Source organism: Thalassospira australica, from assembly GCF_044790785.1.
GTDB classification, from domain to species: Bacteria; Pseudomonadota; Alphaproteobacteria; order Rhodospirillales; family Thalassospiraceae; genus Thalassospira; species Thalassospira australica_A.
Window position 1 is genome coordinate 1,316,108 of sequence record NZ_CP085258.1, and the last position, 25,895, is coordinate 1,342,002.

The window sequence follows — 25,895 nt, forward strand, 5'->3', positions numbered from 1 at the left end:
ACTGGATGACTTTTGATGGCGAATGATCCGCTCAGGCTTGTGGTATTTGATTGTGACGGCACGCTGGTCGATAGCCAGCATGCGATTGCGCATTGCATGGACCATGCCTTTGCCGCACATGACCTTGATTGCCCCGGCCTTGAAAAGACACGCACCATCATCGGTCTGAGCCTGCCCGAAGCCATTCGCAAACTTGCCGCACCGGGCATGCTCGATGATACGATCATCGAAGGTGTCACTGCGGCCTATAAGGCGGCATTCTTTGAATTGCGCCAGACCCCTGATTTTTACGAGCCGCTTTTCCCCGGTGTACGCGAAATGCTGGCCGAACTTGATGCGCGCAACTGGCTGCTTGGTGTTGCGACCGGAAAGGCACGCCGCGGGCTTGATGCCGTGCTGGCGCGCAACGCGCTTGAAGGTCGGTTCGTTACCCTTCAGACCTGCGACAATCATCCGTCCAAGCCCCATCCGTCGATGCTGCATGCGGCTATGGATGAAACCGGCGTTGATGCGCCCAATGCGGTGATCATTGGCGATACGGCTTATGATATCGAAATGGGCCGGGCGGCCGGGATGCTGGCGATTGGTGTTGGCTGGGGCTATCATGATGTTGAAACACTGAACAATGCCGGGGCGCATGCCGTGATCGACCATTTTGATCAGTTGCCCGGATTGCTCGAAACCATGTGGGGGACTGGCCGCGATGCTGCCTGAAGCCGATCACAAAGATGACGATCTGAAACCAATCCGGGTGGAAATCACCGTCCCGGTGGAACCCGAAGACGCGTTCGAGGCATTCACCAATGGCTTTGGCAACTGGTGGCCGACCGACAGCCATTCACTGGCGCGCGAAAACTGCAAATCGGTCGAAATCAATCCGGGCCTTGGCGGCAAGATTGTCGAGCATGCCAAGGGCCGTGACCCGGTGATCTGGGGCAGTGTCGATATCTGGCAGGCAGGCGAACACATTGCCTTTACCTGGCACCCCGGCTGGGAAGAAGGGGTTTATACCCGCATCAGTGTCACGTTCGAACAGAATGCCTTTGGCCGCTGTGTGATCCGGCTCAAACACTGGGACTGGAAAAATCTGGGTGAAATCGCCCCGATGGTCCGCGACGGATACGAAAGCGGCTGGAAATATGTTTTCGAACAGTGCTTTGCCAATTACCTGACGGCCAAGCGGCACTGACATCTTCTAAAGCAGGCCATATTCCATCAAATCACGGCGCAGGCGGATCGGGTCGCGGAACCAGTGGGTGGCAAAGCCCATTTCGCGCGCCTGCTGGATGTTCTTTTCGCTGTCATCGATAAACAGGGTTTCGCGCGGATCAAGTTTGAACCGCGCCGCCGTAAGATCGAAAATCTGCGGATCGGGCTTGGCCAGCTTTTCCTGACCCGATACCAGAATGCCTTCGAAATGGCTTAAGAAACCGAACCGTTCAATTGCATGCGGCCAAGTATCCGCCGACCAGTTGGTCAGTGCAAACAAACGCACATTGCCGCGTGATTTCAATTCTTCAAGAATATGAACCGTGCGGTCAATCGACCCCTTCATCATTTCCGGCCAGCGGTCCATCCATGCCGCGATCTGATCGCTATATTCCGGATAGCGGTGTTGCAGATCGGGGATCGATTTGGCAAAGCGAAGCGCGCCCTTGTCATGCAGGAAATTCCAGTGCGGATGACAAATCTCTGTCAGGAAGCGTTCCATTTCGGCATCATCATTGAAAATCTTGCGATACAGATGCCTTGGATCCCAATCGACCAGAACGCCGCCCAGATCAAAAAGAACCGTTTCGATAGTACGCATGATTTCCTCGGGATGATTGGGAACGGGATCGGCGTTTGGCTGTTAAAGCAGGCAACAGCAGACAGGGCAAGGGGACATTTGCATGACAATTGCCGGGATGGCGGTACAAAGGGTTGATCTGTAACGGGTTTAAAGGCGTACTTATCAGGGCGACAGGGATTTATGACGCGAGTGTGATTTGCAAATCCCTCGCATCTTGCGAAATGATGACGCGAAGAACATCATGTAAAATACAACCTGACAAAACGCTTGATCGTAACAAGACAGAGGAGGCTTGAATATGTGCACGCTTGACGGATGTGGCGTAAACGACCATCTCGGCCCGCCGCCCAAGGCCACGGACGAAGATCGCCGACTGTTCCTTAAAGGCGCGGTTGCCTTGCCGCTTGCGGTTATTCTGGCCGATCCGATTTTGGCCCATGCCGCCGGATCGACATTGTCCCCCGTGACAATCACCACGCCGGGCGGGGAAAAGATGACGGCGGAAATCGCCATGCCGGCAACCCTTCCGGCACCGACGGTCATTCTGATCCATGAATGGTGGGGCCTGAATGATCAGATCCGTGCGGTTGCGGCGGAATATGCCAAGCAGGGCTATATCGCGCTTGCGGTTGATCTGTATGGCAAACCGGCGGCGACCACGCCGGACGGGGCCAAGGCCCTGATGTCGGCGGTTGATCCGGCAGTTGCCACCGAAAAATTGCAGGAATCCGTCAACTTCCTGAAAAATCACAAGGACTCAACCGGCAAGGTCGGAACGGTTGGCTGGTGCTTTGGCGGTGGATGGTCGCTTAATACCGCGCTTGCCGCCGATGTCGATGCGGCTGTCGTTTATTATGGGAATGTCAAAAAGACCGCCGAACAGGTGTCGACCCTGAACGCGCCGTTGATGGGGCATTTCGGCACCCTTGACAAAAGCATCAACAAATCGATGGTCGACGGGTTTGAGGAATCCCTTAAGGAAGCCGGAAAAACCGATTACCAGATTTTCTGGTACGAGGCCGATCACGCCTTTGCCAATCCGACCGGTGGGCGTTATGACGCCGAGGACGCGATGCTGGCATGGGAACGCACGATGGGCTTTTTTGATACCCATCTTTCCTAAGGCTTTATATCAATCGCCAGAACATCAAAAGGCCGGGGGTTTCCCGGCCTTTTGCGTGCCGAAGCGGTGCGGCGAAGCCCTTAATTGGTTGGATTGCCGCGATTGGCCCATTTGGTCGACCGCCGTTCGATGATGTTGAACAGCTCGTACATCGCAATCCCCATCACCGCGATTACCAGCAACCCGGCAAAGACCAGCGGCATGTTGAATTTCGACGATGCCGACAACATCAGATATCCGACGCCAAGGTTCGATGCGACGGTTTCCGAAATCACCGAACCGACAAAGGCCAGCGTGATCGCGACCTTGAGCGATGCAAAGAAATACGGCATGGCGCGCGGGAAGCCGACCTTGACCAGAATGTCGCGCCGGGTCGCGCCAAGGGACCGCAACACATCGCGCAATTCGGGTTCAAGGGTCGCAAGCCCGGTCGCCACATTGACCACAATCGGGAAAAACGAAATCAGGAATGCGGTGATGATGGCGGGCACCGTGCCGATGCCAAACCACATGACAAGGACCGGAACCAGTGCGACCTTGGGCACCGAGTTAAACCCGACCAGAAGCGGATTGGCTGCGTCATAAACCGACTTGCTGGACCCCACCAGTGCGCCCAGAACAACGCCAAAGACAACCGCAATGGCAAAACCCGCAAGCGTAGTGTAAAGCGTTTGCACCGCGTGCATCCAGATGGCAGCACGAAATTCCCAGCCGACCATGATGCTCTCGGACGGGGTTGGCAGGACATAGACCGGGATATTGAAAATCCGGACGATCAGTTCCCATAAAACGAAAAGCCCGATCGCACTTAGCCACGGCGTTGCTTTTGCAAAATCTTTCTTCTTGGCCATGTTGTTAAGCCTTCCGTTATGCCGCGCGCACGTCACGGATGTGACTGCGCAATTCGTGTACCAGATCGGTGAAAGGCTGTGTGAATGTCGTTTCCTGATCGCGCGGACGGGGCAGGGTATTTTCCCGCTGTACCAGGATCGAGCCGGGACGTTTCGACATCACATAAATCGTATCGGCCAGATAGGCTGCCTCGCGCAGGTCATGCGTCACCAGAATGACGGTAAAGGGTCGCACCATCCAAAGATTTTGCAGGATGTCCCAAAGCTCTTCACGGGTGAAGGCATCAAGCGCGCCAAACGGCTCGTCCAGCATCAGAAGGTCCGGTTCATGGATCAGCGACCGGCACAGCGACGCGCGCTGCTGCATTCCGCCCGACAATTCCCACGGATATTTGTCTTCGTGCCCGGCAAGGCCGACACTGGCCAGAAGTTTCCGTGCGCGGTCTTCGTATTCGGCGCGATGCTTGCGCAGGCGGTTGCGATGCGGTTTGACGATTTCCATCGGCAGCAAAACGTTATCAAGGGTGGTGCGCCACGGCAGAAGGGTCGGGTTCTGAAACGCCATGCCGACGATTTTAAGCGGCCCGGCAACTTCCTTGTTATCGACGATAACCGTGCCTTCGCTGGGCGGCATCAGTCCCGATACCAGTTTCAGCAGCGATGATTTGCCACATCCCGAAGGTCCGACAACGGCAATAAACTCGCCCTTGCTGATCTTCATGTTTGTTGTTTCCAATGCCAGATCGTCACCTTCGCTGTAACGAAGCCGGACATTGTTAAGTTCGACAAAACTGTTCGACACGGCAGTCATTCCCCCTGCGTATCATTATTTGTGATTTCTTATGGATCGGGGCCGGCAAAACCGGCCCCGTTTTCAGGCGGCTTTGCTGATTATTTCAGCATCCGGTCTTTTTCGCCGGGCATGAAAATGTCGGTGAACATATCGCCAACGGTCGGTTTGTTTTCGATGCCGAATGCCAGGCTGACCTGATCAATCGCCTTTTCCATGCGGTCGGTCTTGATCTGACCCATGCCTTCTTTCAGCGTCACATCGGTGACGACATTGTCGTCAATCGTCATCTGAAGGCGCTGGACTTCAAGGGCCGGATCGATCAGCGGATCGACTTCCTTCAACGCCGCAATCGCTTCTTCGGGGTTGGCAATCGCATCGCGCCATCCCTTGACGACCGCGCGCAGGAAGCCACGCAATTCTTCCGGGTGGTTTTCCATCATGTCGGGCGATGCGATCATCGCATTGCCATAGAAATCCATGCCGTAATCAAAATATTTGAAGACGGTCAGATCGTCCTTGGAAACGCCCTGTGCCTCAAGGTTCAGGATCGAGGTGAAATAATGGCCGGTGATCGCATCAACGTCACCGCGTACCAGCATCGGTTCACGCAGCGGCGGGTCCATGCTTTCCCATGTGACATCGTCAAGTTTAAGCCCGGTCGCCTGAGCAAAGGCGGGGAACAGCTTGCGCGAGGCATCGAAAACCGGTGCGCCAAGCGTCTTGCCAATCAGGTCTTCGGGCTTGGTGATGTCGCTTTTTTTCAGCATAAACAGCGAAAATGGCGGACGGTCATAAACCATAAAGACCGACTTCATCGCGAGGCCCGGGTTGGATGCATTGAATTCCAGCATTGAGTTGATATCGGCAAAGCCGACATCATAGGCACCGCTGGCAACGCGCGTGATCGCGCCGACCGAGCCGTTGCCGGAATCAATGGTTACATCAAGGCCTTCATCGTCGAAATAACCCTTTTTCTTGGCCAGAACATAAGGGGCTGCCGGGCCTTCGAATTTCCAGTCGAGTGTGAATTTGATCGCCATCTGGGCCATGGCCGATTGCGCACCAAATGCAACGGCAATGCCGACGGTCGCGCCAAGTAACCGCGCTTTAAGTCTCACCATTAATGAAGCCTCCTGTTTCGGGTCTTTTTGACGACCCATTGACCGAATGATACCCCTGATCGCACAGCAATGCCTGTGCCAAATCCCTTTTTTGCCGGTTTTCCTGATATGAAGGGACCGTTACGGGCAGAGTACGTTTGTTTATTAAATGGTCAATGGGGTAAATTGATCAAAAATTATACAGAAATTCTTGATAATCGAACTCGGGCACCGCGAAAGAGTCAAATCGCTTGCACATGGAAACGGATTTGGGCATATCGCCATCATGCTTACAAAATCGATCAAACGTTTTTACAAAAAAGCCGAAGCCGTGCGCGATGATGCTGCGCAGGGCTGGCGTATTCATCTGGATGGAAGGCCGATAAAATCGCCGTCCAAGGCCGAATTTTTGCTGCCGTCCGAAAAGCTGGCCCATGAAATTGCCGCCGAATGGGATGCGCAGGGTGAAAACGTCCTGCCGACCACGATGCCGATCATGCAATTGGCCGCAACCGCGATTGACCGCGTTCGCCCGCACCGGTTTGCGGTGATTGCGGAGCTGACCGGATTTGGCCGGTCTGACCTGTTATGTTATCGCGCGTCTTTCCCCGATGATCTTGTGCGCCAGCAGGCCGAAGCATGGCAGCCGTTACTTGACTGGGCGCATCATGAATTGGGTATTTCGCTGAAAGTGACCGAAGGCGTCATGCCGATCACGCAGGAAGACGAAGCCCTTCTGCGCATTCAGGACGAGATCGAGGCGCTTGATGATTACTACCTGACCGCGCTTCACACCCTGACCACGGTGTCGGGATCGGTGATTGTCGGTCTGGCAACCCTGCGCGGCCGGATCAATGCCGAGCAGGCGTTTGAAGTTTCCCAGCTTGATGAAAACTATTCCATCGAACATTGGGGTGCCGACGCCGAAGCGGTTGCACGCCGCGAACGTCATCGGGCAGAACTGCTTGCGGCTGGTCGCTATCTGGACCTGATCGGGCAGCAATAGGGGCCGTTCCCTTCGGGGCTGTCGTTCTTCAATTCATCCATTTCGCGATCATTCTGTGCTGAACGGCTGCCTGTGCCGCCATCCGGTAATAGGACAGCAATTCGCGCATTGGCGATGACATCCGGTCAAACCCGGAAATGAATGCGACAATAATCCCGACCGATGTTTCGCCCTTGATCGCAAGATAACCACCGACGACCAGCACGCAAAGCGGGGCAAGGGCATTGAGCAGATTGATCAGGGTTTTCATCCCGAATTTGAGGATAAAAAACCACATGCGGTTGTTATAAAGATAGCTGATGCCGCGATGGATCGGATCAAGAAGTTCCTTGTGATCGTCATCTTCGCCGGGGTGGAGTTCGCTTAGTTCGTCGCTGACTTCGCGCATTTTTTCCACGCGCTTTTCAATCAGCCGGTTGATCTGTTTTTGAATGACCGGCACCAGCGCGATTTGCGGGATCAGGGCCAGAATGCCGAGCAGACCAATGATCGGCTCGACACTGACCATATAGCCGATCCCGAAAATCAGCATCCCGGCATTGACGACCGGCTGCGAGAGGCCATCGCCCACAAATCCGCCCAGTTTTTCGATTTCTGATCCGATGATCGATACCACCCGGCCGTTTTCGGCCTCGCCATTGCCGGTGCGGTCCTCGGCGTAAAGGCGGCTGAGATGGCGACGGTTATGACGGATCGCACTTTCACTCAGCCAGCCTTCATACATCCGCAAAATGAATTTGGCCGCCGACTGCACCAGCACCACCGCCAGATAGATCACCGCCAGCACGGTCAGAAGCGACATATCCTGTTTGCTGATCGCATCATCGACAAGCCTGCGTTGCAGTTCCAGTGGCACAATGCCAAGGACGGCAACCGATATGGCAATCAGGCAGACAACGATCTGGTGCCGGCCGCTCATCAGCCAGATATAACGCCATAAGGATTGCGCAGGGCGATCATCGCCGGTGGATTTCGGCTCGTGCGGGCGGATGCGAAACAGCTTCATGAAAGGACCGTTCTGATGGATATCATAAGGTCTTAACGCGCCAGATGCCGTTTGGTGCCCGCCCGTTTCGAAATGCCGGTATTTCCCGATGGAATTCTAGACTTTAGTCCAGCCCGTCCTTGTATGTCGCAATGACGTTAGGGAAATCAGGCCTTTGCGGGCCATTTTGTTCTTATACCAGACTGTGAAAAATAATTGGCATTCCAGTACCGAATAATGCTATTTCAATTCATCATTCAGATTGCATCACCGGTATGACCATCGTCATGAATGCATTCCGGGCGGCCCAAAATAAGGATCACGCAATATGCAGGATATTATCGCCAAGCTCGAAGCCAAGCGCGCAGAGGCGGCCATGGGCGGCGGCCAGCGCCGCATCGACAATCAGCATGCCAAGGGGAAGCTGACGGCGCGCGAACGGCTTGATGTGCTTCTTGACGAAGGCTCGTTCGAGGAATGGGACATGTTTGTCGAACATGATTGCGTTGATTTCGGCATGACCGAAAACCGCATTCCGGGCGATGGCGTGGTTACCGGGCATGGCACGATCAATGGCCGTCTGGTGTTTGTCTTTTCACAGGATTTTACCGTGTTTGGTGGCGCACTTTCAGGTGCGCATGCGCGCAAGATCTGCAAGATCATGGATCAGGCGATGAAGGTTGGCGCGCCGGTGATCGGGCTTAACGATTCCGGCGGGGCGCGTATTCAGGAAGGGGTCGAAAGCCTTGCCGGATACGCCGATGTGTTCCAGCGCAATGTCGAGGCATCCGGTGTGATCCCGCAGATTTCCCTGATCATGGGGCCATGTGCAGGTGGGGCGGTTTACAGCCCGGCCATGACCGACTTCATTTTCATGGTCAAGGACAGCTCCTATATGTTCGTGACCGGCCCGGACGTGGTCAAGACCGTGACGCACGAGGAAGTCACCCACGAAGAACTTGGCGGGGCGATGACCCATACCAGCATTTCCGGTGTGGCCGATCTGGCGTTTGAAAACGATGTTGATCTGCTGTTGCAGACCCGCCGTTTCATGGACTTCCTGCCGCTGAGTAACAAGGAAAAGCCGCCCGCGCGCCTGTGTGAAGACCCGATCATGCGCGATGATTTCTCGCTTGATACGCTGGTTCCTGAAAATCCCAACATGCCCTATGACATGAAGGAACTGATCACAAAGGTCGTCGATGAAGGCGATTTTTATGAAATTCAGCCCGATCATGCCAAAAACATCATCATCGGCATGGCGCGCATGGATGGCCGCACGGTTGGTATCGTTGCCAATCAGCCGATGGTTCTGGCGGGTTGCCTTGATATCGCCAGTTCGAAAAAGGCCGCGCGGTTCGTGCGGTTCTGCGATGCCTATAACATTCCGATTGTCACCTTTGTCGATGTGCCGGGCTTCATGCCGGGCACCGCACAGGAATATGGCGGCATCATCAAACACGGTGCCAAACTGCTTTATGCCTATGCCGAGGCGACGGTGCCAAAGGTTACCGTCATCACACGCAAGGCTTATGGCGGGGCTTATGACGTGATGGCGTCCAAACATCTGCGCGGTGACGTCAACTATGCCTGGCCGACCGCCGAGATCGCGGTGATGGGACCAAAGGGGGCGGTGGAAATCATTTTCCGTGCCGATATGAACGATCCCGAAAAGATCGAGGCCCGCACCGAAGAATACCGCGAAAAATTTGCCAACCCGTTTGTCGCGGGGCGCAAGGGCTTCATTGATGATGTCATCATGCCGCATGGCACGCGCAGGCGCGTGTGCAAGTCGCTTGCGATGTTGCGCAACAAGGACATCAAAAACCCGGCCCGCAAACACGGCAACATTCCGCTTTAACCCGCGACGTCAAATTGGGAGCAAACAATATGTTCAAGAAAATCCTGATTGCCAACCGCGGTGAAATTGCCTGCCGCGTGATCAAATCGGCCCGCAAAATGGGCATTGCCACGGTGGCGGTTTATTCCGACGCCGATAAAAATGCCCTGCATGTGCAGATGGCCGACGAAGCCGTGCATATCGGCCCGGCACCAAGCAACCAGTCCTATCTGGTGATTGATAAAATCATCGATGCCTGCAAATCGACGGGGGCGGAGGCCGTCCATCCCGGTTATGGTTTTCTTTCTGAAAATCAGGCCTTTGCCAAGGCACTTGATGCCGCCAAAATCGCCTTTATTGGCCCGCCGGTGGGTGCGATTGCCGCGATGGGCGATAAGATCACATCCAAGAAAATCGCTGCAGAAGCCGGTGTTTCCACCGTGCCGGGCTATATGGGTGTGATCAAGGACACCGACGAGGCGATCAAAATCGCCAATGATGTCGGCTATCCTGTGATGTTAAAGGCATCGGCGGGCGGTGGCGGCAAGGGCATGCGCATTGCGCGCAACGATGCCGAATGCCGCGAAGGGTTCGAGCGTGCCACGTCGGAGGCCGCAAGCTCCTTTGGCGATGATCGCGTCTTTATCGAAAAATTCGTTGAAGAACCGCGCCATATCGAAATTCAGGTGCTTTGCGATAAACACGGTCACGGCATTTACCTTGGCGAACGCGAATGTTCGATCCAGCGTCGCCATCAAAAGGTCGTCGAAGAAGCGCCGTCACCCTTTATTGATCCCGAAACCCGCAAGGCGATGGGCGAACAGGCCGTGGCACTGGCTCATGCGGTGAATTACTGCTCCGCCGGGACGGTGGAATTCATCGTCGACAAGGACAAGAACTTCTACTTCCTTGAAATGAACACAAGGCTTCAGGTCGAACACCCGGTGACCGAACTGGTAACGGGCGAGGACCTTGTGGAATGGATGATCCGCATCGCCAATGACGAAAAACTGACCCTGACGCAGGATGACGTCAAGCTGACCGGCTGGGCGATGGAAACCCGCATTTATGCCGAGGACCCGTTCCGCGAATTCCTGCCTTCCACCGGGCGACTGGTGCGGTATCAGCCGCCCGCCGAAAGCGCATCGGTGCGTGTTGATACCGGTGTCTATGAAGGCGGCGAGATTTCGATGTATTACGACCCGATGGTCGCAAAACTGGTGACGTACGGCGCAACCCGTGATGATGCGATTGCGGAAATGCGTGCGGCCCTTGATGCCTATTATATCCGTGGCATTTCGCACAATATTCCGTTTGTTGCCGCCGTCATGGCCAATAAACGGTTCCAGTCGGGCAATATCACCACCAATTTCATCGCCGAAGAATATCCCAACGGTTTTTCCGCCGATGATCTGCCCGATGATGATCCGGCGATGCTGGTGGTGGTGGCCGCCTACCTCAATCAGCGGGTGGCGGAACGCAATGCGCGCGTGACCGGACAGGTCAGCGATCATCCGTTGCAGGTTGCCGAAAGCTGGGTCGCGGTATCGGGTGATGATCACACTGCGTTCGATATCGAAATTGACGGTGTTAACAATGACTACATCGTCGCCATCGGGGACCGCAGTTATGGCGTTTCATCCGACTGGAAAATCGGTGATGCGCTGTTTGTCGGCGAAATTGACGGTGCGCCGGTCTGCGTGCAGATCGATGTCGAGGGTGTCGGCTATCGCCTGTCTGCCAACGGCATCCAGCGCAGCTTCAAGGTGATGCTGCCCCGCGTGGCAGAATTGCAAAAACTGATGCCGTTCAAGGCGCCGCCGGATATGTCAAACTTCCTGTTGTCCCCGATGCCAGGGCTGCTGGTCAAGGTGTCGGTCACCGAAGGCCAGACCGTCCAGCCGGGCGAGGAACTTTGCATCCTCGAGGCCATGAAAATGGAAAACGTGCTGAAGGCCGAAAGCAAAGGCGTGGTCAAAAAAATCCACGCCGAGCAGGGCGCGAACCTTTCGGTGGATGCGATCATCATCGAGTTTGAGAAGGACGAATAAGCCGCCCGGTCCCTCAAGGGTGAAATAAAGGGCGCTGGTCTTTGGGCCAGCGTCTTTTTTTATGGGCTTTGGGTCTGTAATCAGGAACCCTGAAAGTCGGAAGTCGCCGGAAGTCCGCCAGCCAGTCGCTTTGCTGCGGCAATGGCTTGTGCCCCATGCAGGGTGAAGCTTTGCGTTAATCCTTCAAGGATCAGGTTAAGCTCTATCTCGTATCCCTGCCGTCCTGTGGTGGTTGCGACTTTGGTGGCGACCTCGGTCTTGTGGCGTGCCAGCAAATCGCGCAGCACCTGATCGCTTGGTGCTGCGGCCACGGCTGAATGGAACAGGCAGCCGTGGCTGGCTTCTTCTGTCATCCACTGGCCGACACGATCAATGATTTCCGAAAGGGCTTTGTCGGGGGCCGCGGGCAAATCGGTGAACAGCAGATCAATGTAACGCTGATGGCGATGTTCAAGTGCCAGATGCACCATGTCGGCCCGCGATGGTGTGTATTTATACAGCGTGCGCAGGCTGACATCGGCGGCTTCGCGCAGGTCGTCAACACTGGGTTCGGCAAAGCCGCCCCTGGCAAAGGCCCGTTCAAGACCAGCCGCGATTTTCAGTTTTGTATCACTCATGTTGACAAATGTAGAACGATCCCTTTACCTTTGCAAGTAGAGTAATCGTTCTACATGGAGAAACCAATGACCGATATTCCGACGAAAATGCATGGCGTCGTCCTGACCGGGCATGGCGGGCTTGATAAGCTTGAATGGCGCGAAGACCTTGAAACGCCAACACCAGATGCCGGGCAGGTCCTGATCAAAGTCGGGGCGTCTTCGGTCAACAATACCGATATCAATACCCGCATTGCCTGGTATTCAAAGGCCGTCCGTGGCGCAACAAGCGAAGGCAGCGATGCCGGCTTTGGCGAAGATGCCCTTGCCGATGCAACATGGTCGGGGGGCACTTTGGCCTTTCCCCATATTCAGGGGGCGGATTGTTGCGGCACGATTGTCGCGGTCGGGCAGGGTGTAGACCCCAAGCGCCTTGGGCAGCGTGTTCTGGTTCGCGCCCTGCAATCCTTTCCCAACGAGGATGGAACACACCGGGTTGAAACATTCGGCAGCGAGACAAACGGGGCCTTTGCGCAATATGCCGTGGTCGAGGATAAAAACGCGGTTGCCATCAATTCGGACCTTTCAGATACCGATCTTGCGTCCTTCCCATGCGCCTTTTCAACCGCCGAAGGGGTTATCCAGCGCGCCGGTCTTGGGGCGGAACGTATCCTTATCACCGGGGCGTCGGGCGGTGTCGGTTCGGCGGCCATTCAGCTTGCCAAGCGGCGCGGGGCCTATGTGGTTGCGGTGTCAAGCGCGTCAAAGGCCAAGGCCCTGCGTGATCTTGGCGCGGATGAGGTTCTTGACCGTGCAGATGAATTGCCGCGCAACCGCTTTGATGTCGTGATCGATCTGGTTGGCGGTCCCCGCTGGCCCGAACTGCTTGAAACCCTTGTTTCGGGCGGGCGTTATGCCACCGCCGGGGCAATCGCCGGGCCGATTGTCGAGCTTGATTTGCGCACGCTTTATCTCAGGGATCTGACGCTTTATGGTTGCACCCATCAGGAAGATCGCGTTTTCACCGATCTGGTGAAATATATCGAAAAGGGTGAAATTCGCCCGGTGGTCGCGGAGGTTTACGACCTTCGCGATCTCGCCAAGGCACAGGAAGCATTCGTTGCGAAATCGCATATCGGCAAGATCGGTATCCTTGTCAGCTAGGCCCGGGAAAAGGGCCGGGAAATGCGCCGGGGGAACATTCCCCCGGCGTTTTTGTTTCATACCTGTTCGATCCGACGGGTTTGCAACCCCTTTCGGATAGTTGCCGCGCATATTAAATACAGGAAACGGGGCTTTACGGGGATTTCCGGCTGACTTATGGTCGCGGATTGAGGCCGGTGCCTTCTGCAAGGCTATCCAAGAACAAGAAACGAGGCGTGAATATGTATAAACTGATTGCCTTTGATGGCGACGATACGTTGTGGCACAACGAACCGCTGTTTCGCGATGCCCATATCCGCCTGCGCGAAATGCTTTCCCACTATGTCGATGCTGATACGGTCAATGATCGCCTCTATCAGGCGGAACTGGCGAACCTTTCGATTTATGGTTACGGGATCACCGGCTTTACCCTGTCGATGATCGAAACCGCGATTGAACTTTCCGACAAGAAAATCAGTGCGGCTGACATTCATGAACTGGCCGAAATTGGCAAATCCATGCTGCGCGCGCCGACCCGCCTGATCGACGGGGCCGAAGACGTTTTGCGCCATTATGCCGCCCATCCCGAACGCAAGGTCGTCCTGATCACCAAGGGTGACCTGATCGCCCAGCAGCTCAAGATCGAACGTTCCGGCCTCGAAAGCCTGTTTGCCGGGGTCGAGATCGTTTCGGAAAAAGATCCGCTGACCTATCGCAATATCTTTGGTCGCTATGGTGTGGAGCCGTCCGAAGCCGTGATGATCGGCAATTCGTTGAAGTCCGATATTCTGCCAGTCCTTGCGTGTGGCGGGGCAGCGATCCACATTCCCTATGAAATCACATGGGTCCATGAAATGGTCGATCAGACCGAAATCGACAATGATCATTTCGTGACGGTCGAAAGCATTGCCGAGGTCCCGGAAAATATCGAAAAACTTGAACAGGACCTGCCTGCCTATGGCAAGGTCGGGAGGATGGAAAATGTCTGATTGCGCCGGTTCGGAAATGTCGACCGAGGCATCCCTTGCCAATGGCCCCGCGGCAAATCTTGATCCGCAAACAAAGCTGGAACTTGAAGCCGCTGCCTTTCGCGGCCTTGTGCAGCATCTTCAGGACCGCAAGGACGTTCAGAATATCGATCTGATGAACCTTGCCGGTTTTTGCCGAAACTGCCTTGCCAAATGGTATCTGGCCGCCGCACGCGAACGCGATGTTGCGATGGATTATGACGGCGCGCGCGAGGTGGTCTATGGCATGACATACGATCAATGGAAAGACAATCATCAGGCCCCGGCAACAGCCGAACAGAAACAGAAGTTTCAGGATACCGCCCATCTGCACGCCAACATCCCCGGCGCGAAATAAACATCACATCAAAGGATGTTGTCATGACCACCACCGAACCCGATCCGCAAACCGGCACCGGAAACATTTCCGTCCTTGCCCGGATCGAAGGCCGGGTGCAGGGCGTGTGGTATCGTGCCTGGACGGTCGAGGAAGCGCGTAAGCGCGACCTGACCGGCTGGGTACGTAACCGCACGGATGGCACGGTCGAGGCGCTGTTTTGCGGACCGGTCAAGGTCGTTCAATCCATGATCGCGGCCTGCCATGATGGCCCGACGCATGCGAATGTCACCCGCGTGCATGAAGAACCCGGTCTTGAAGACGGCTTCACCACATTTGAAAAACGCCCGACGGCCTGATTGCCGGGCCGCCGGATTGGCGCTTTTATCCAACCGCGATCAACGCCTTTTTCCGCCCCGATGCAGAAAAAGGCTTTTTCTTTGGTGCAGTGCGGTGGCATGCTCTTGCAATCCTGTCCGGTTGGTCAGATCGCTGTTCAACTCATCGGGTGTACCCAGACCGGATCGGGAACCAAACAGGGAGAATAAAACATGAAACTGACGACGAAATCATTTGGCGTTGCTGTTCTTCTGGCGGGCTCGGCCTTTTGCGCGTTTGGTGCGCAGGCCCAGGAGGCTACACAGGAACCGGCACAGAATGACGGTCTGAATGCCTCGCTGTGGTATCAGACCTCGGTCGAGTACAAAACTACGGCCCTTTCGGTTTATGCTGGCGCACAGCGTCTTCTGGATGCGGCAATTGGTGATCATGGCTGGACTGCGGCCCTTGAACAGGATGGCAATTATTCCGCCAAACCGCCGGCAATCATCCTTGATGTTGATGAAACCGTTCTGGATAACTCGGCCTATCAGTCATGGGTTGTGACGGCCAATACGTCTTACAGCTCCAAAACCTGGGCGGCGTTTGTCGAAGATGCGATTTCAACCCCGACACCGGGTGCGCTGGAACTGACCAAGGCGGCCGCCGACAAGGGCGTTGAAGTCTTCTATGTGACCAACCGCAAGGCCGCCGAAGAAGCCGCGACCATCAAAAACCTTCAGGAATACGGCTTCCCGTTCGCCGATGCCGACCATGTGATGGTGCGCGGTGAAAAGGAGGAATGGGGTTCCGCCAAGGCCACCCGCCGCGAAGCGGTGGCGGCTGACTTCCGCGTCATCATGATGTTTGGCGACAACTTCGGCGATTTCACCGACGATATCGACGGTTCCATCGAAGAACGCCTTGAGGTCATGGACAAATACGCGACCTATTGGGGGGAACGCTGGTTCATGCTGCCCAACCCGACCTATGGGTCTTGGGAATCCGCGGCATTCGGCAATGACTGGAAAAAATCCCCCGAAGCCCGCCGTCAGGACAAGCTTGACGCGCTCAATAGCTGGTCGGGCCCGAAAGAATAATCTCTTTCGCATATGGATAAACAAGGGGCGTGCCATGATTGGCGCGCCCCTTGTTTCATAACGTTATTTCACGATCTTGCCGGGGTTGAGCATACCATCGGGATCAATCGCATCCTTGATTGCGCGCAATAATTTCATCTTTTCCGGGCTGGCATAGCGTGCCAGTTCATCAAGCTTCAGCTTGCCAATGCCATGTTCGGCACTGATGGAGCCGCCAAGATCGGCCACAATGTCATGGATCAGGCGGTTTAACGTTTCCCAGCAATCCAGAAACGCCTGCTTTTCCATTTCCAGGGGCTGGGTGAAGTTGAAATGGATATTGCCATCGCCGACATGGCCAAACGGGCAGGGGCGAATACCCGGGATGAAATCACCGGCCGCCGCCATGCCACGTGTCAGCAATTCCGGCACCTTGGAAACCGGGACAGAAACGTCATGCTTGATGCTGCCGCCTTCAAAGCCTTGCGCCTCCGGGATGCCTTCGCGGATCGCCCAAAGATTGGCGCGCTGGGCTTCGGACTGTGCCAATGCCGCATCGCTGACAAGCCGGGCCTCAAATGCGCTTTCGAGAAGGTCACTCAGAACCGCGTTCAGATCATCCTTGGGCCGTGACGAGGTCAGCTCGATCATCACATGCCAGTCCGAAGGGGCGGCAAGCGGGGCGGATAGTCCCGGCAGGTGTGCCACCGTCATATCATGGGCAAAGCCGCAGATCAGTTCGAACGCGGCAATCGCATCACCGCTTTCGCGCCGTGCAAGCGCCAGAAGGTCAAGGGCCGCATCCGGGCTTGGGACGGCGACCCACGCGGTTGCGACATGGCGGGGGTTGGGAAACAGTTTCAAACTCGCCTTGGTGATAATGCCAAGCGTTCCTTCGGCCCCGATAAACAGATCGCGCAGGTCATATCCGGTATTATCCTTGCGCAATTTTGAAAGCCCGTTCCAGACACTGCCATCGGGCAGAACAACCTCAAGCCCCAGCACCAGATCGCGCGCATTGCCATAACGGATCACGTTCAACCCGCCCGCATTGGTCGCAAGATTGCCGCCAATCTGGCAGGAACCCTCCGACCCAAGGCTTAGCGGGAAAAGAAGGTCACGGTCACCTGCGGCATCCTGCACGGTTTGCAGGATCGCACCGGCCTCGACCGTTGCGGTGAAATCGCGGGCATCGATTTCGATGATCCGGTTCATCCGGCGAAGGTTTAAAATGACCTCTGCCGCATTGGCAACCGCCCCGCCGCATCGCCCGGTATTTCCGCCCTGAGGCACAATCGCAATGCCATGCGTTGCACAGATCGCAACACATTTGGCGACTTCGTCGGTATTGGCGGGATAAAGCACCATGCCCGCATCGCCAGCAAACTTGCCGCGCGCCTCGGCATTGTGCGTGGTCAGAATATCGGCCGCCATGCTCCAGCCTTTCGGGCCAAGGGCATCCTGAAGTTCCTTGATCGCGCTGGCGGGCAGGATGGACATGGGGCTGTTTTCCGCTCCGATGAGTTTTGAGGGGGTTACTACGGGGAGGGATGAAGGGCGCGCGGCGCACTGGCGCGTTTCATCCGGTCATTGATCGCAAGCCCGAGACCGGTATCGGGGATCGGTGCAATCGCAATCCCGTCAAACCGCTTCTGATCGGCTTCGTGCAGCTTGGCAAACAGGTTGGCCGCGGCCTCGCGGTCATCGCCGGTTTTCGAAAGCCACAGGACTTTATCGAAACCCTTGGTCACGCATTCCGGGCCAAAGGCCAGCAATATTTCATGGCCGTATTTCTGCTGATCCGCTGCCGTCGCATTCAGCCGCACCGGCAATCCCGGCGCATAGTGGCTGGTCAGCATGCCGGGGCTTTTGGGTGCGTTGTCATCCGTTTCGGCCATCACGACGTCGGTGCCCAGAACCTCTGCCACCTGATCGCGCGTAATCCCGCCGGGGCGCAGCATCACGACCCGGTCGGTCGTCAGGTCAATGACTGTGCTTTCAAGACCAACCCCGCACGGCCCGCCATCCAAAATCATACCAACCGCATTGCCAAGGGATGTCGCCACATGCGCCGCCGTGGTCGGGCTGATCCGCCCCGACCGGTTGGCCGATGGGGCGGCAATCGGGCGGCCAACGGCACGCAAAAGTGCGCGCGCCATGTCATGTGCGGGCACACGCACCGCAATGCTCGGCAATCCGGCGGTGGTCAGTTGCGAAACGTTGCTGTCGTCGCGCTTTGGCAAAACAAGCGTTAAGGCACCGGGCCAGAATGCATCGGCGAGTTTACCCGCACGTGCATCGAAAATCGCATGTCTGGCGGCAGCATCGCGGTCGGGAAAATGGCTGATCAGCGGGTTGAAACTTGGCCGTTGCTTGGCGGCAAAAATGCCTGCCACCGCATCGTCATTGGTGGCATCCGCACCCAGCCCGTAAACCGTTTCCGTCGGAAACGCGACAAGTTCACCCGCGCGCAACTTGGCCGCGGCCTGTGTCAGGGCACCTTCGGAATAGGGGCGGATGGTCAAAGCCGGGGACATCAAGCATTCCATAAAAAATATAGCCTTGTGAAATACCTAGCGACGATGGGCCTTAATGACAAGCTGGAACCGACTTTATCGCTGTTTGCATTGATCGAATGATCGTCCCGGTTTAGGGTGTCGGTCGCAGGAAGAGCCCGGTGATTGATCCCGGTTCGCACGTGGTGCGTGTCAAAGCCTGCATCCCTGATATCCGGCCTGCTGCAAACACCCGCTCAGGTCCTCGAAACGGTGTAACCCATCGCAAGGAGGGCCGCTTTCATGCCTTTGCACATGCCATCCATTCCGCCAAAAATCGCCATCCCGCTGGCATTGGTCAATCTGGCATCCTTTGTGTCGCAGATCATTCAGATTGGCGTGATCGATACGCTTTTGCCCCTGGCGCTGACGAATGCCGGATTGGGTGAACGGCATGGCGGCATGATGCTGTCGCTTTACTGGATTGCCGATCTGATCGGCGGGTTCTTTGTCGCGGCGGTTTTGCGCAAAACCCATCCCGTCATCCCGCTTGTCATCAGTGGCCTGTCGTTTTTCACCCTGATTGTCGTGGTGATGTATGCGCCGCAATCGGTTTTTGTCCTGCCCGCAACCCTGTTTGCCGGGGTGGGGCTGATTTTGCGGTGGGTGGTGTGTGACGGGTTGATCGTGCAACTGGCGCCGCGCGATAAAATGGGGCGCGTGGTCGGTTTTCATGAAACCCTTATGGGGCTTGGCATTGTTCTGGGGCCGATCCTGATTGGCTGGTTTGGCGATGATGCCTTTGCCATGTCGGGCATTGCACTTGCCGCTGCCATCATTCCGCTTTTCTGTGCCTTTGCCATGCCGCGCATTGAAATGGCCTCTACCAAAAAGGGGGCCGGGGCTGTGTTCAGGCGCTGGATCGATCATTGGGATCTGGTGCTGATTGCCTTTGTCGCGGGGTTTGTTGAAATCTGCTTTTTATCTGTCCTGCCCCTGCAGGCGCAGCGCGATACCGGGCTTGCCGATGCCGGGCTCTGGATGGCGGCAATCTTTGTTTTTGGCGGGACGATCTGCCAGCCGCTTGTCGGCTATGTTTCCGATAAAAGCGGCCCGATCAAACTGGCGTGGTTGTGCTTCGGATTGCTTTTGGCCGGGGCTGTGCCGATGGCGCTTGCGGGTTACGGCATCTTTGCCGCCATCATTCAGTTCGCATTGGGGATTGCGGTGGCCGGGCTTTACACCGCCGCCGTCCTGATCGCGGCCAGCGGCCGGGGGCAGGGATACCAAGTCGGCGTTCTGGTGATCGTCTCGCAAAGCTATACGCTGGGGGCCATTGTCGGCCCGTCGGCGGGGACGTCGCTTCTGGTGATGGTCGGAAGCTGGGCTTTGCCGGTTCTAGTCATGGGTATAGGCTTGGTTTCCGTCGGACTATTGTGGTTCCGAGCGACCGCGCTCAGGGTTGGATCAGAAGAATAATCGAACTAACTGCCGCACCAGTTCACCTAGGCCTAATGTGACCACTGCAAATAGGCAATTGAGCAAGCGGTGTTTAAGTTTGGGATTGTTGGTAGCCATCTCTTTGCGACTTCTCCAAAAGTGCCTTCGCGAAGAGAATTCCAAGAAAAGATTAATTGACTCCGAAGATTTTCAAGGAGTTTAGGTGGTTTCAAAGTTATTTCAGATGTTTACTTTTCGTTTACCCTAAACAGCGCAGAGCCGCCATCAAGATGGCGGCTCCATTTTACGCTCTAGCCCGGTAGTCGCTCCGCGGCAGTGACCCGGACCGCGTCGCCGTGATTCCGGCGGCTATTTACGTCACCTACACTTGGTGTGGCGATGGCGCGATCATCATTCAAATCGCCGGAAATGTCAAGGTTTCTGCGGGGTGACGCAGATTGCGATATGCGCCAGATGCAAGGCGGACTGCCTTTGATGCGTCGCACAAAAGACAAGCCGCTATGATCGTTCTGTTATTCCGAACGCCTACCGCTTCGCGATAGATCAGGACGGGTAGGTCACCGGCACGGATGAGCTGCGTGCGATGAAGAACGGATTGCGGAAATCGGCCTTGCCATAGGCAAACCGAGTCCCGTCCATATTCTCGACCACGCCACCGGCAGCCGCCAGAACCGCATGACCGGCCCCGATATCCCATTCCATGGTCGGGCCAAGCCGCGGATAAAGGTCGGCCACCCCTTCGGCCAGAAGGCAAAGTTTAAGCGAACTTCCCGCCGGGCGCAGTTCCTTGACCGCAAGATCGCCCAGAAACGCCTTCATCGCCTCGGGATCGCCATGCGAACGCGATCCGACAACCACAACGCCGTCTTCGGGCATGTCGCGCACGGTGATGGCGCGCGTACTGTCGTTACCATCGCCGCTGCCTTCAATCAGCTTCGCGCCATCCGGTCCACCGTAATAAAGTTTTTCGATGGCCGGGGCGTAAACCACACCCAGAACCGGGGTGCCCTTGGCAATCAGGGCGATGTTGACGGTGAATTCGCCGTTGCGTTTGATGAATTCCTTGGTCCCGTCCAGCGGATCGACCAGCCAGAAGAAATCGGTATCCCCGTTGACATCGGGAATATCACCCGCAGCCGCACTTTCCTCGGACACGATTTTGACATCCGGGGTCAGGGCGCGAAGACCGGGCAGGATCACGGCCTCGGCGGCGTCATCGGCCGCGGTCACGGGGGATGCATCATCCTTGGACCGGACTTCGAAATCGGTGTCATAGATTTTCATCATGGCGGCACCGGCCCGTCGCACGATTTCAATCAGCCCGTTTTCAAGGGCACTGGCATCGGCCGGAAGGGCAATCGTCATGGCAATCTCGTCTGGTTAAGGTGCAATATGTGCAAAGGGCATAGGGAATTTTGCGCAGCTCGTCCAGTCTGCTGTGCGGATTTGTCATGCGGCCCGTTCACGTGCCCTGAATGTGTCGTTTCAATGCCGCCATCAGATCGTCATGCAATACCGCATGACCGGGCAGGACCGGCCCGTCATCGCCGGTCGGCGAAATACCGGGTTCAATCCTGTTTCGGGCAAGATCGGGCAACAGATTTTCGGTCAGCTCAACCAGTGTGATCGCGGTCGGGACATATCGCGTCTGCGCGGTTTCGTTCCATGCTTCGGCATGGTCGCGGCTTGCGAAAAACGGGCAATAAGCTGTGCCCTTTGCATCGGGGCAAAGTAGCCAACCATTGTCATACAGCGCCCAAACCCCTTCCCACGCGATCACGCTTTCAATGAAATAACGATAGCGGGCATCACGGGCATTGATGCTGTCCGATCCTTCAATGCTCATGGCATCGGGGTCGATTGCTGCCAGAAACCCGTGGGGGCGATGTCCTTGCCCGATATGCCGCGCGTCACAAACCGTTGTGCCCGCATGCGATCCGACCAGTGATCCGTCGAAAGCCCGGCCTTGCGTTTAAGCTGTGCCACGAAATTCGACGGATCGGGCAATTGCTCCCAGACCTGCGGCAGGAACAATCCGCGATGATTGCCATCCGACAGGATGATGCCATCCTCATAGGGTGTCAGTTTCGCGATCAGATCGGCCTCGCTTTCAAACGGAAAATCGCGCGGCGGCGACAGGACCGAGATGGATAATTCCAGATTGTCGATCAGTTCATCTTGGCGAAGGGCCGGAAAGCGCGGGTCGCCAAATCCGGCCTTAAACGCGTTTTCACACAGATCCGTCGCCAGATCCCGATGCGCCATCACCGATCCGATGCAGCCGCGAAGCTGGCCTGATTTCTTTAATGTCACAAAGCACGCGCCCGGTGCCAGAAGGGCCGGGGAAACCGATGCCGGATCAATACGAAGCGGCCCGCCATGCGTGACCCCGTGCCAGATCGACTGCCGCGCAAGATCGATCATCGTCACCCCGTGGTCGGCCAGAAGCTTTTCGGTCACGCCAACAAAGTCGCCTGATGATTTGCTCGTCTTTTCATCCTCGCACATGTCCTTTGATCCTGCATAAACCGCCCACGCGCCATAGCCGACCACGCGCGATTTATCGCCCGTCACATCGCCGGAATTACACATGCCAAGTGTCCTGATCCGCATGCCGCGCTTGCGGGCCGACATCAACATGCCCGCAACCGGCAACGCGCCGCACGCATCCCCGCTTGTGATGCTTTCGGCGTCAAACCGCTCGATCATTGCACGCGTATTGTCGTCAATGCGTTTGGCGGTATCGTAATCATGAAAATGCGACAGGTCCGATGAAATCACGATCAGGGTTTCCGGCCCGCCCCAAAGGGCCTCGATCACCTCATGCACCTGCCATGCGCTGCATCGACTGACCAGCAGGGGCACAATGCCGATATCGGCATCTTCACCAAACAACCGCTGGATAAACGGCAATTCGATTTCAAGCCCGTGCTCAAGCCGATGCGCCTCGTCCAGAACCTGCACCTGCGGCCATGCAAGGGCCGCCTGCAACCCGGCCAGATCACAACGCACATCGCCAATCGGTGTGGCAAACCCGTCCGCCCTGGCAATCGCAATCCCCTGAAACGCCATGCGATGCGCCGGACCAATGATCACGATCCGTTTGACCGTACCCTTTAACGCCCGAACCGTGGCAAAACCCAGACCGGCAATCGCGCCCGAAAACATCAGCCCGGCATGGGGCACAATGATTGCCTTGGGGATTGGCGTATCATTCTCTGTCTGGCTCTCGACCGCCGCATGGATCAACCCGTCAATCTCGCTGCGCAACATATCGGGTGCTGCGGGATAAAACGTTCCGGCAATGGCGGGTGGGCGGATGAGGGGCATTAAGGAATTGCCTGATTTTGATTTTGTTTGCATCGCTAAATTCTACTATAAATATATGTCCTGTTTTAGCTCATTGTGATGTGGATATGAAACCAAGATGACGATTTCATACAGTGCTTCTATTGAAGACAATATTGATGAAGAAGACAGAACGAAGATTAATAAGAATCTGTTGCCGGAGGTATGTTTTGGTCACCCGCTATACGAGGAGATAAAGTTTGGAGAGAGCGAAGGAGAACAGGTTTTTAGTTTCTACTATTGGAATGGAAAATTCGATGCATACTGTCCTTCCTGTAATCGTGAGACAGTATATTTTGTTCGGGATACTGTCTATGCGCGCAATTGTAGCGGAACACATCAGATCTATAAGGCTAAATACTTTATAGTTGATTTCGTCTGTTCGCGAGATCATTCGCATGTAGCTTCATTTTTTATGCTCCATGATGGAGAAGTTCTTGTGAAGGTCGGGCAGTTCCCGTCGATTGCCGATCTTCATTCTGGAGATTTATCCAAGTATCGAATCGTATTGGATAAAGAAAGCTCTAGCGAGTTCTATAAAGCAAATGGCCTATCAGCGCACGGTGTGGGTGTTGGTGCATTTGTGTATCTTCGGCGTGTTCTTGAAAGAATGGTTTCAACTAGAGCAGAAAACGCCATTTCTGCTGGGGTTGTTGATCGTGCCCAATACGAGGGAGCGAGATTCGCTGAGAAGATAAAAATGCTTGAGGGTTGGCTGCCGGATATTTTGGTCAACAATACCAAAGTTTATTCCATATTGAGTAAGGGGGTACATGAGCTCGAAGAGCAAGAGTGTTTAAAAATTTTTCCGGGGATAAGAGATCTGATGCTTTTCATTCTTGAGGAAGATTTGCAAAATAAGCAGAAGGCGAGCAAGCTAGAAGCTGCTCAGAAAGCACTGAGCAAACTTTGAGCGATTGTTCGTCTCGTTATGAACCCACTTCCCGCCCGCTACTGGCACCATCTCGACGATGGCCGTATCCAGTGCGATGTCTGCCCGCGCTTTTGCAAGCTGAAGGACGGGCAGCGGGGCTTGTGTTTTGTCCGGGCACGCGAAGGCGATCAGGTGGTTTTGACCACATGGGGCCGGTCATCGGGCTTTTGCATTGATCCGATCGAGAAAAAGCCGCTGAACCATTTCCTGCCCGGCACGCCGATCCTGTCCTTTGGCACGGCGGGCTGCAATCTGACCTGCAAGTTCTGCCAGAATTACGAGATTTCCAAGGCGCGAGAGATGGACAAACTGGGGTCGCTTGCCACCCCGGAAATGATCGCGCAAACCGCCAAGGCCTATGGCTGCTCGGCAGTCGCCTTTACCTATAACGACCCGGTGATTTTTCTGGAATATGCGGTGGATGTGGCGCAGGCCTGCCGGGAGGCCGGCATTCGCACCGTCGCCGTCACGGCGGGCTATATTGGCGAGAAAGCCCGCGAGGAATTCTTCCGCCATATGGACGCGGCCAATGTTGACCTTAAGGGCTTTACCGAGGATTTCTATCACAAGCTCTGTTCCGCCCATCTGGCCGATGTTCTGGAAACCCTGAAATATCTTAAACATGAAACCGGGGTATGGTTTGAACTGACCAATCTGGTGATCCCCGGCGAGAATGACAGCGACGCCGAATTTGACGAAATGACATCGTGGGTGCAGCGTGAACTCGGCCCCGATGTGCCGATGCATTTCACCGCCTTTCATCCCGACTGGAAAATGATGGATCATCCGCGCACCCCGCCCGCAACCCTGGTCCGGGCGCGCGATATCGCGATGAAAAACGGCATTCGTTATCCTTACGTCGGCAATGTCCATGACAAGGCGGGATCAAGCACCTTTTGCCATCATTGCGGTCATATCCTGATCGGGCGGGACTGGTATCAGCTTTCGGACTGGAACCTTGATGCGCATGGGGCCTGCACCCATTGCGGCACCCATTGTGCGGGTGTGTTCCAACCGCGCCCCGGTACATGGGGGCCAAAGCGCCAGCCGGTGCGTCTGGTTGCGCCAAGTGCGGGTTCGGTACCACCATCCTGATGGTGTTTTTGCTTCCATTTCGGGCAAAGCAGGCTAAATTGCCGCCAGTTTCGTTTGGACCCAAAATCACCCCATGAAAATCCGCAAAGCCAGCATTTCCGACGTCAGCGCCATTTTCGCCATCCGAAGCCGGGTGCGCGAAAATCATCTGTCCGTCGATCAGCTTGCCGAACGCGGCATTACCAAGGCCGCCTTTGGCAAATGGCTTGCCGATGGCTATGGCATGTGGGTGGCCGATCTGGATGGCGCGGCGGCGGGCTTTGCCATCGCCATCCCGAAGGAAGCAACATTATGGGCGCTGTTCGTTGATCCCGATTTCGAAGGCCGCGGGGTGGGGCGCGCACTTTTGCGTGTGGCCGAGGAATGGCTGTTTGCCCAAGGCTGCAACGATATATCGCTGACCACCGATGCCGATCCCAAAATCCGTGCGCACCGCTTTTATGAAAACAATGGCTGGCACTGCACCGGCGATGCGGACAAGGGGCAGGTCGAATACATCAAATCCAACCCGACCCTGTCGCTGTTTGATTTTGGTTAACGC

The 25,895-nt window shown here is 55.8% G+C and carries 26 protein-coding genes; 15 read left to right on the top strand and 11 right to left on the bottom strand.

Annotated elements, in window-relative coordinates:
* Positions 1-15 precede the first annotated feature (15 nt).
* Complete coding sequence (locus LG297_RS06305; RefSeq protein WP_404426073.1) at positions 16-714, top strand: HAD-IA family hydrolase; 699 nt, start codon at positions 16-18, stop codon at positions 712-714.
* Positions 704-1,189 (top strand): SRPBCC domain-containing protein, encoded by a 486-nt coding sequence (locus LG297_RS06310; protein ID WP_404426074.1) that lies wholly within the window; start codon positions 704-706, stop codon positions 1,187-1,189. Before LG297_RS06305 ends, LG297_RS06310 begins: the two co-directional genes overlap by 11 nt.
* 6 nt (positions 1,190-1,195) lie before the next feature.
* On the opposite strand, the gene LG297_RS06315 is transcribed toward LG297_RS06310, so the two are convergent.
* On the bottom strand, positions 1,196-1,810 hold the full coding sequence (locus LG297_RS06315; RefSeq protein WP_404426075.1) for an HAD family hydrolase: 615 nt from the start codon (positions 1,808-1,810) through the stop codon (positions 1,196-1,198).
* A gap of 280 nt (positions 1,811-2,090) precedes the next feature.
* Here LG297_RS06315 and LG297_RS06320 point away from each other — a divergent pair, with 280 nt between their 5' ends.
* Positions 2,091-2,915: a dienelactone hydrolase family protein gene (locus tag LG297_RS06320; RefSeq protein WP_404426076.1), complete on the top strand. Its 825-nt coding sequence runs from the start codon at positions 2,091-2,093 to the stop codon at positions 2,913-2,915.
* An 80-nt stretch (positions 2,916-2,995) separates the two neighbouring features.
* Here the strand turns inward: LG297_RS06320 and LG297_RS06325 are convergent, their stop codons facing one another.
* From LG297_RS06325 to LG297_RS06335, 3 genes are all read right to left on the bottom strand, one after another.
* Positions 2,996-3,766 carry an ABC transporter permease gene (locus LG297_RS06325; RefSeq protein WP_404426077.1) on the bottom strand — a complete coding sequence of 257 codons (771 nt, stop codon included), beginning with the start codon at positions 3,764-3,766 and terminating at the stop codon, positions 2,996-2,998.
* Positions 3,767-3,782: 16 nt separating this feature from the next.
* Entirely contained in the window at positions 3,783-4,577 is a 795-nt protein-coding gene (locus tag LG297_RS06330; protein ID WP_404426078.1) for an ABC transporter ATP-binding protein, read from the bottom strand.
* Positions 4,578-4,657: 80 nt separating this feature from the next.
* Complete coding sequence (locus tag LG297_RS06335) at positions 4,658-5,680, bottom strand: ABC transporter substrate-binding protein (RefSeq protein WP_404426079.1); 1,023 nt, start codon at positions 5,678-5,680, stop codon at positions 4,658-4,660.
* A gap of 265 nt (positions 5,681-5,945) precedes the next feature.
* Between LG297_RS06335 and LG297_RS06340 the strand changes: the two genes are divergently transcribed.
* Positions 5,946-6,665, top strand: a complete 720-nt coding sequence (locus LG297_RS06340) for an ATP12 family chaperone protein (protein ID WP_404426080.1) — start codon at positions 5,946-5,948, stop codon at positions 6,663-6,665.
* A 28-nt stretch (positions 6,666-6,693) separates the two neighbouring features.
* Here the strand turns inward: LG297_RS06340 and LG297_RS06345 are convergent, their stop codons facing one another.
* Positions 6,694-7,671, bottom strand: a complete 978-nt coding sequence (locus LG297_RS06345) for an ABC transporter transmembrane domain-containing protein (RefSeq protein ID WP_404426081.1) — start codon at positions 7,669-7,671, stop codon at positions 6,694-6,696.
* Positions 7,672-7,978: 307 nt separating this feature from the next.
* Here LG297_RS06345 and LG297_RS06350 point away from each other — a divergent pair, with 307 nt between their 5' ends.
* Positions 7,979-9,511 (top strand): acyl-CoA carboxylase subunit beta, encoded by a 1,533-nt coding sequence (locus LG297_RS06350; protein ID WP_404426082.1) that lies wholly within the window; start codon positions 7,979-7,981, stop codon positions 9,509-9,511.
* Between the two features lie 29 nt (positions 9,512-9,540).
* A complete protein-coding gene (gene accC, locus LG297_RS06355) occupies positions 9,541-11,541 on the top strand; it encodes an acetyl-CoA carboxylase biotin carboxylase subunit (RefSeq protein ID WP_404426083.1) in 2,001 nt (666 codons plus the stop codon).
* A gap of 80 nt (positions 11,542-11,621) precedes the next feature.
* Here accC and LG297_RS06360 read toward each other — a convergent pair whose 3' ends face one another.
* Positions 11,622-12,158 (bottom strand): TetR/AcrR family transcriptional regulator, encoded by a 537-nt coding sequence (locus tag LG297_RS06360; protein WP_404426084.1) that lies wholly within the window; start codon positions 12,156-12,158, stop codon positions 11,622-11,624.
* Between the two features lie 66 nt (positions 12,159-12,224).
* Here LG297_RS06360 and LG297_RS06365 point away from each other — a divergent pair, with 66 nt between their 5' ends.
* The 5 genes from LG297_RS06365 (at position 12,225) to LG297_RS06385 (ending at position 16,042) form a co-directional block, all read left to right on the top strand.
* The gene (locus LG297_RS06365) at positions 12,225-13,301 is read left to right on the top strand and encodes an alcohol dehydrogenase family protein (protein WP_404426085.1); all 1,077 of its coding nucleotides are present in this window, start codon (positions 12,225-12,227) and stop codon (positions 13,299-13,301) included.
* A 221-nt stretch (positions 13,302-13,522) separates the two neighbouring features.
* Positions 13,523-14,269: an HAD family hydrolase gene (locus tag LG297_RS06370; RefSeq protein WP_404426086.1), complete on the top strand. Its 747-nt coding sequence runs from the start codon at positions 13,523-13,525 to the stop codon at positions 14,267-14,269.
* Entirely contained in the window at positions 14,262-14,645 is a 384-nt protein-coding gene (locus LG297_RS06375) for a DUF1244 domain-containing protein (RefSeq protein ID WP_404426087.1), read from the top strand. The genes LG297_RS06370 and LG297_RS06375 overlap by 8 nt, the downstream gene beginning before the upstream one ends.
* A gap of 23 nt (positions 14,646-14,668) precedes the next feature.
* A complete protein-coding gene (locus LG297_RS06380; protein ID WP_404426088.1) occupies positions 14,669-14,983 on the top strand; it encodes an acylphosphatase in 315 nt (104 codons plus the stop codon).
* Between the two features lie 192 nt (positions 14,984-15,175).
* Positions 15,176-16,042: a 5'-nucleotidase, lipoprotein e(P4) family gene (locus LG297_RS06385; RefSeq protein WP_404426089.1), complete on the top strand. Its 867-nt coding sequence runs from the start codon at positions 15,176-15,178 to the stop codon at positions 16,040-16,042.
* 63 nt (positions 16,043-16,105) lie between these two features.
* On the opposite strand, the gene LG297_RS06390 is transcribed toward LG297_RS06385, so the two are convergent.
* On the bottom strand, positions 16,106-17,521 hold the full coding sequence (locus LG297_RS06390; protein ID WP_404426090.1) for an FAD-binding oxidoreductase: 1,416 nt from the start codon (positions 17,519-17,521) through the stop codon (positions 16,106-16,108).
* A 38-nt stretch (positions 17,522-17,559) separates the two neighbouring features.
* Positions 17,560-18,558: an L-threonylcarbamoyladenylate synthase gene (locus LG297_RS06395; protein WP_404426091.1), complete on the bottom strand. Its 999-nt coding sequence runs from the start codon at positions 18,556-18,558 to the stop codon at positions 17,560-17,562.
* A gap of 261 nt (positions 18,559-18,819) precedes the next feature.
* Between LG297_RS06395 and LG297_RS06400 the strand changes: the two genes are divergently transcribed.
* Positions 18,820-19,995: an MFS transporter gene (locus tag LG297_RS06400; RefSeq protein WP_404426092.1), complete on the top strand. Its 1,176-nt coding sequence runs from the start codon at positions 18,820-18,822 to the stop codon at positions 19,993-19,995.
* Between the two features lie 525 nt (positions 19,996-20,520).
* Here LG297_RS06400 and cysQ read toward each other — a convergent pair.
* The 3 genes from cysQ to amrB all read right to left on the bottom strand — a co-directional run bounded on the left by cysQ (position 20,521) and on the right by amrB (position 23,307).
* On the bottom strand, positions 20,521-21,342 hold the full coding sequence (cysQ, locus tag LG297_RS06405; protein WP_404426093.1) for a 3'(2'),5'-bisphosphate nucleotidase CysQ: 822 nt from the start codon (positions 21,340-21,342) through the stop codon (positions 20,521-20,523).
* A 97-nt stretch (positions 21,343-21,439) separates the two neighbouring features.
* Complete coding sequence (locus tag LG297_RS06410; protein ID WP_404426094.1) at positions 21,440-21,823, bottom strand: DUF2750 domain-containing protein; 384 nt, start codon at positions 21,821-21,823, stop codon at positions 21,440-21,442.
* On the bottom strand, positions 21,820-23,307 hold the full coding sequence (gene amrB / locus LG297_RS06415) for an AmmeMemoRadiSam system protein B (protein WP_404426095.1): 1,488 nt from the start codon (positions 23,305-23,307) through the stop codon (positions 21,820-21,822). The genes LG297_RS06410 and amrB overlap by 4 nt, the downstream gene beginning before the upstream one ends.
* Before the next feature lie 97 nt (positions 23,308-23,404).
* Here amrB and LG297_RS06420 point away from each other — a divergent pair, with 97 nt between their 5' ends.
* The 3 genes from LG297_RS06420 to LG297_RS06430 all read left to right on the top strand — a co-directional run bounded on the left by LG297_RS06420 (position 23,405) and on the right by LG297_RS06430 (position 25,892).
* Positions 23,405-24,238 carry a hypothetical protein gene (locus LG297_RS06420; RefSeq protein WP_404426096.1) on the top strand — a complete coding sequence of 278 codons (834 nt, stop codon included), beginning with the start codon at positions 23,405-23,407 and terminating at the stop codon, positions 24,236-24,238.
* A gap of 18 nt (positions 24,239-24,256) precedes the next feature.
* The gene (gene amrS / locus LG297_RS06425) at positions 24,257-25,354 is read left to right on the top strand and encodes an AmmeMemoRadiSam system radical SAM enzyme (RefSeq protein ID WP_404426097.1); all 1,098 of its coding nucleotides are present in this window, start codon (positions 24,257-24,259) and stop codon (positions 25,352-25,354) included.
* 73 nt (positions 25,355-25,427) lie between these two features.
* On the top strand, positions 25,428-25,892 hold the full coding sequence (locus LG297_RS06430) for a GNAT family N-acetyltransferase (protein ID WP_404426098.1): 465 nt from the start codon (positions 25,428-25,430) through the stop codon (positions 25,890-25,892).
* Positions 25,893-25,895: the final 3 nt, after the last annotated feature.

Excerpts from the sequence above, each read along its gene's own strand:
- LG297_RS06305 (WP_404426073.1), top strand. The coding sequence starts at position 16 with ATGGCGAATGATCCGCTCAGGCTTGTGGTATTTGATTGTGACGGCACG.
- LG297_RS06310 (WP_404426074.1), top strand. The coding sequence starts at position 704 with ATGCTGCCTGAAGCCGATCACAAAGATGACGATCTGAAACCAATCCGG.
- LG297_RS06315 (WP_404426075.1), bottom strand. The coding sequence starts at position 1,810 with ATGCGTACTATCGAAACGGTTCTTTTTGATCTGGGCGGCGTTCTGGTC.
- LG297_RS06320 (WP_404426076.1), top strand. The coding sequence starts at position 2,091 with ATGTGCACGCTTGACGGATGTGGCGTAAACGACCATCTCGGCCCGCCG.
- LG297_RS06325 (WP_404426077.1), bottom strand. The coding sequence starts at position 3,766 with ATGGCCAAGAAGAAAGATTTTGCAAAAGCAACGCCGTGGCTAAGTGCG.
- LG297_RS06330 (WP_404426078.1), bottom strand. The coding sequence starts at position 4,577 with ATGACTGCCGTGTCGAACAGTTTTGTCGAACTTAACAATGTCCGGCTT.
- LG297_RS06335 (WP_404426079.1), bottom strand. The coding sequence starts at position 5,680 with ATGGTGAGACTTAAAGCGCGGTTACTTGGCGCGACCGTCGGCATTGCC.
- LG297_RS06340 (WP_404426080.1), top strand. The coding sequence starts at position 5,946 with ATGCTTACAAAATCGATCAAACGTTTTTACAAAAAAGCCGAAGCCGTG.
- LG297_RS06345 (WP_404426081.1), bottom strand. The coding sequence starts at position 7,671 with ATGAAGCTGTTTCGCATCCGCCCGCACGAGCCGAAATCCACCGGCGAT.
- LG297_RS06350 (WP_404426082.1), top strand. The coding sequence starts at position 7,979 with ATGCAGGATATTATCGCCAAGCTCGAAGCCAAGCGCGCAGAGGCGGCC.
- accC (WP_404426083.1), top strand. The coding sequence starts at position 9,541 with ATGTTCAAGAAAATCCTGATTGCCAACCGCGGTGAAATTGCCTGCCGC.
- LG297_RS06360 (WP_404426084.1), bottom strand. The coding sequence starts at position 12,158 with ATGAGTGATACAAAACTGAAAATCGCGGCTGGTCTTGAACGGGCCTTT.
- LG297_RS06365 (WP_404426085.1), top strand. The coding sequence starts at position 12,225 with ATGACCGATATTCCGACGAAAATGCATGGCGTCGTCCTGACCGGGCAT.
- LG297_RS06370 (WP_404426086.1), top strand. The coding sequence starts at position 13,523 with ATGTATAAACTGATTGCCTTTGATGGCGACGATACGTTGTGGCACAAC.
- LG297_RS06375 (WP_404426087.1), top strand. The coding sequence starts at position 14,262 with ATGTCTGATTGCGCCGGTTCGGAAATGTCGACCGAGGCATCCCTTGCC.
- LG297_RS06380 (WP_404426088.1), top strand. The coding sequence starts at position 14,669 with ATGACCACCACCGAACCCGATCCGCAAACCGGCACCGGAAACATTTCC.
- LG297_RS06385 (WP_404426089.1), top strand. The coding sequence starts at position 15,176 with ATGAAACTGACGACGAAATCATTTGGCGTTGCTGTTCTTCTGGCGGGC.
- LG297_RS06390 (WP_404426090.1), bottom strand. The coding sequence starts at position 17,521 with ATGTCCATCCTGCCCGCCAGCGCGATCAAGGAACTTCAGGATGCCCTT.
- LG297_RS06395 (WP_404426091.1), bottom strand. The coding sequence starts at position 18,558 with ATGTCCCCGGCTTTGACCATCCGCCCCTATTCCGAAGGTGCCCTGACA.
- LG297_RS06400 (WP_404426092.1), top strand. The coding sequence starts at position 18,820 with ATGCCTTTGCACATGCCATCCATTCCGCCAAAAATCGCCATCCCGCTG.
- cysQ (WP_404426093.1), bottom strand. The coding sequence starts at position 21,342 with ATGACGATTGCCCTTCCGGCCGATGCCAGTGCCCTTGAAAACGGGCTG.
- LG297_RS06410 (WP_404426094.1), bottom strand. The coding sequence starts at position 21,823 with ATGAGCATTGAAGGATCGGACAGCATCAATGCCCGTGATGCCCGCTAT.
- amrB (WP_404426095.1), bottom strand. The coding sequence starts at position 23,307 with ATGCCCCTCATCCGCCCACCCGCCATTGCCGGAACGTTTTATCCCGCA.
- LG297_RS06420 (WP_404426096.1), top strand. The coding sequence starts at position 23,405 with ATGACGATTTCATACAGTGCTTCTATTGAAGACAATATTGATGAAGAA.
- amrS (WP_404426097.1), top strand. The coding sequence starts at position 24,257 with ATGAACCCACTTCCCGCCCGCTACTGGCACCATCTCGACGATGGCCGT.
- LG297_RS06430 (WP_404426098.1), top strand. The coding sequence starts at position 25,428 with ATGAAAATCCGCAAAGCCAGCATTTCCGACGTCAGCGCCATTTTCGCC.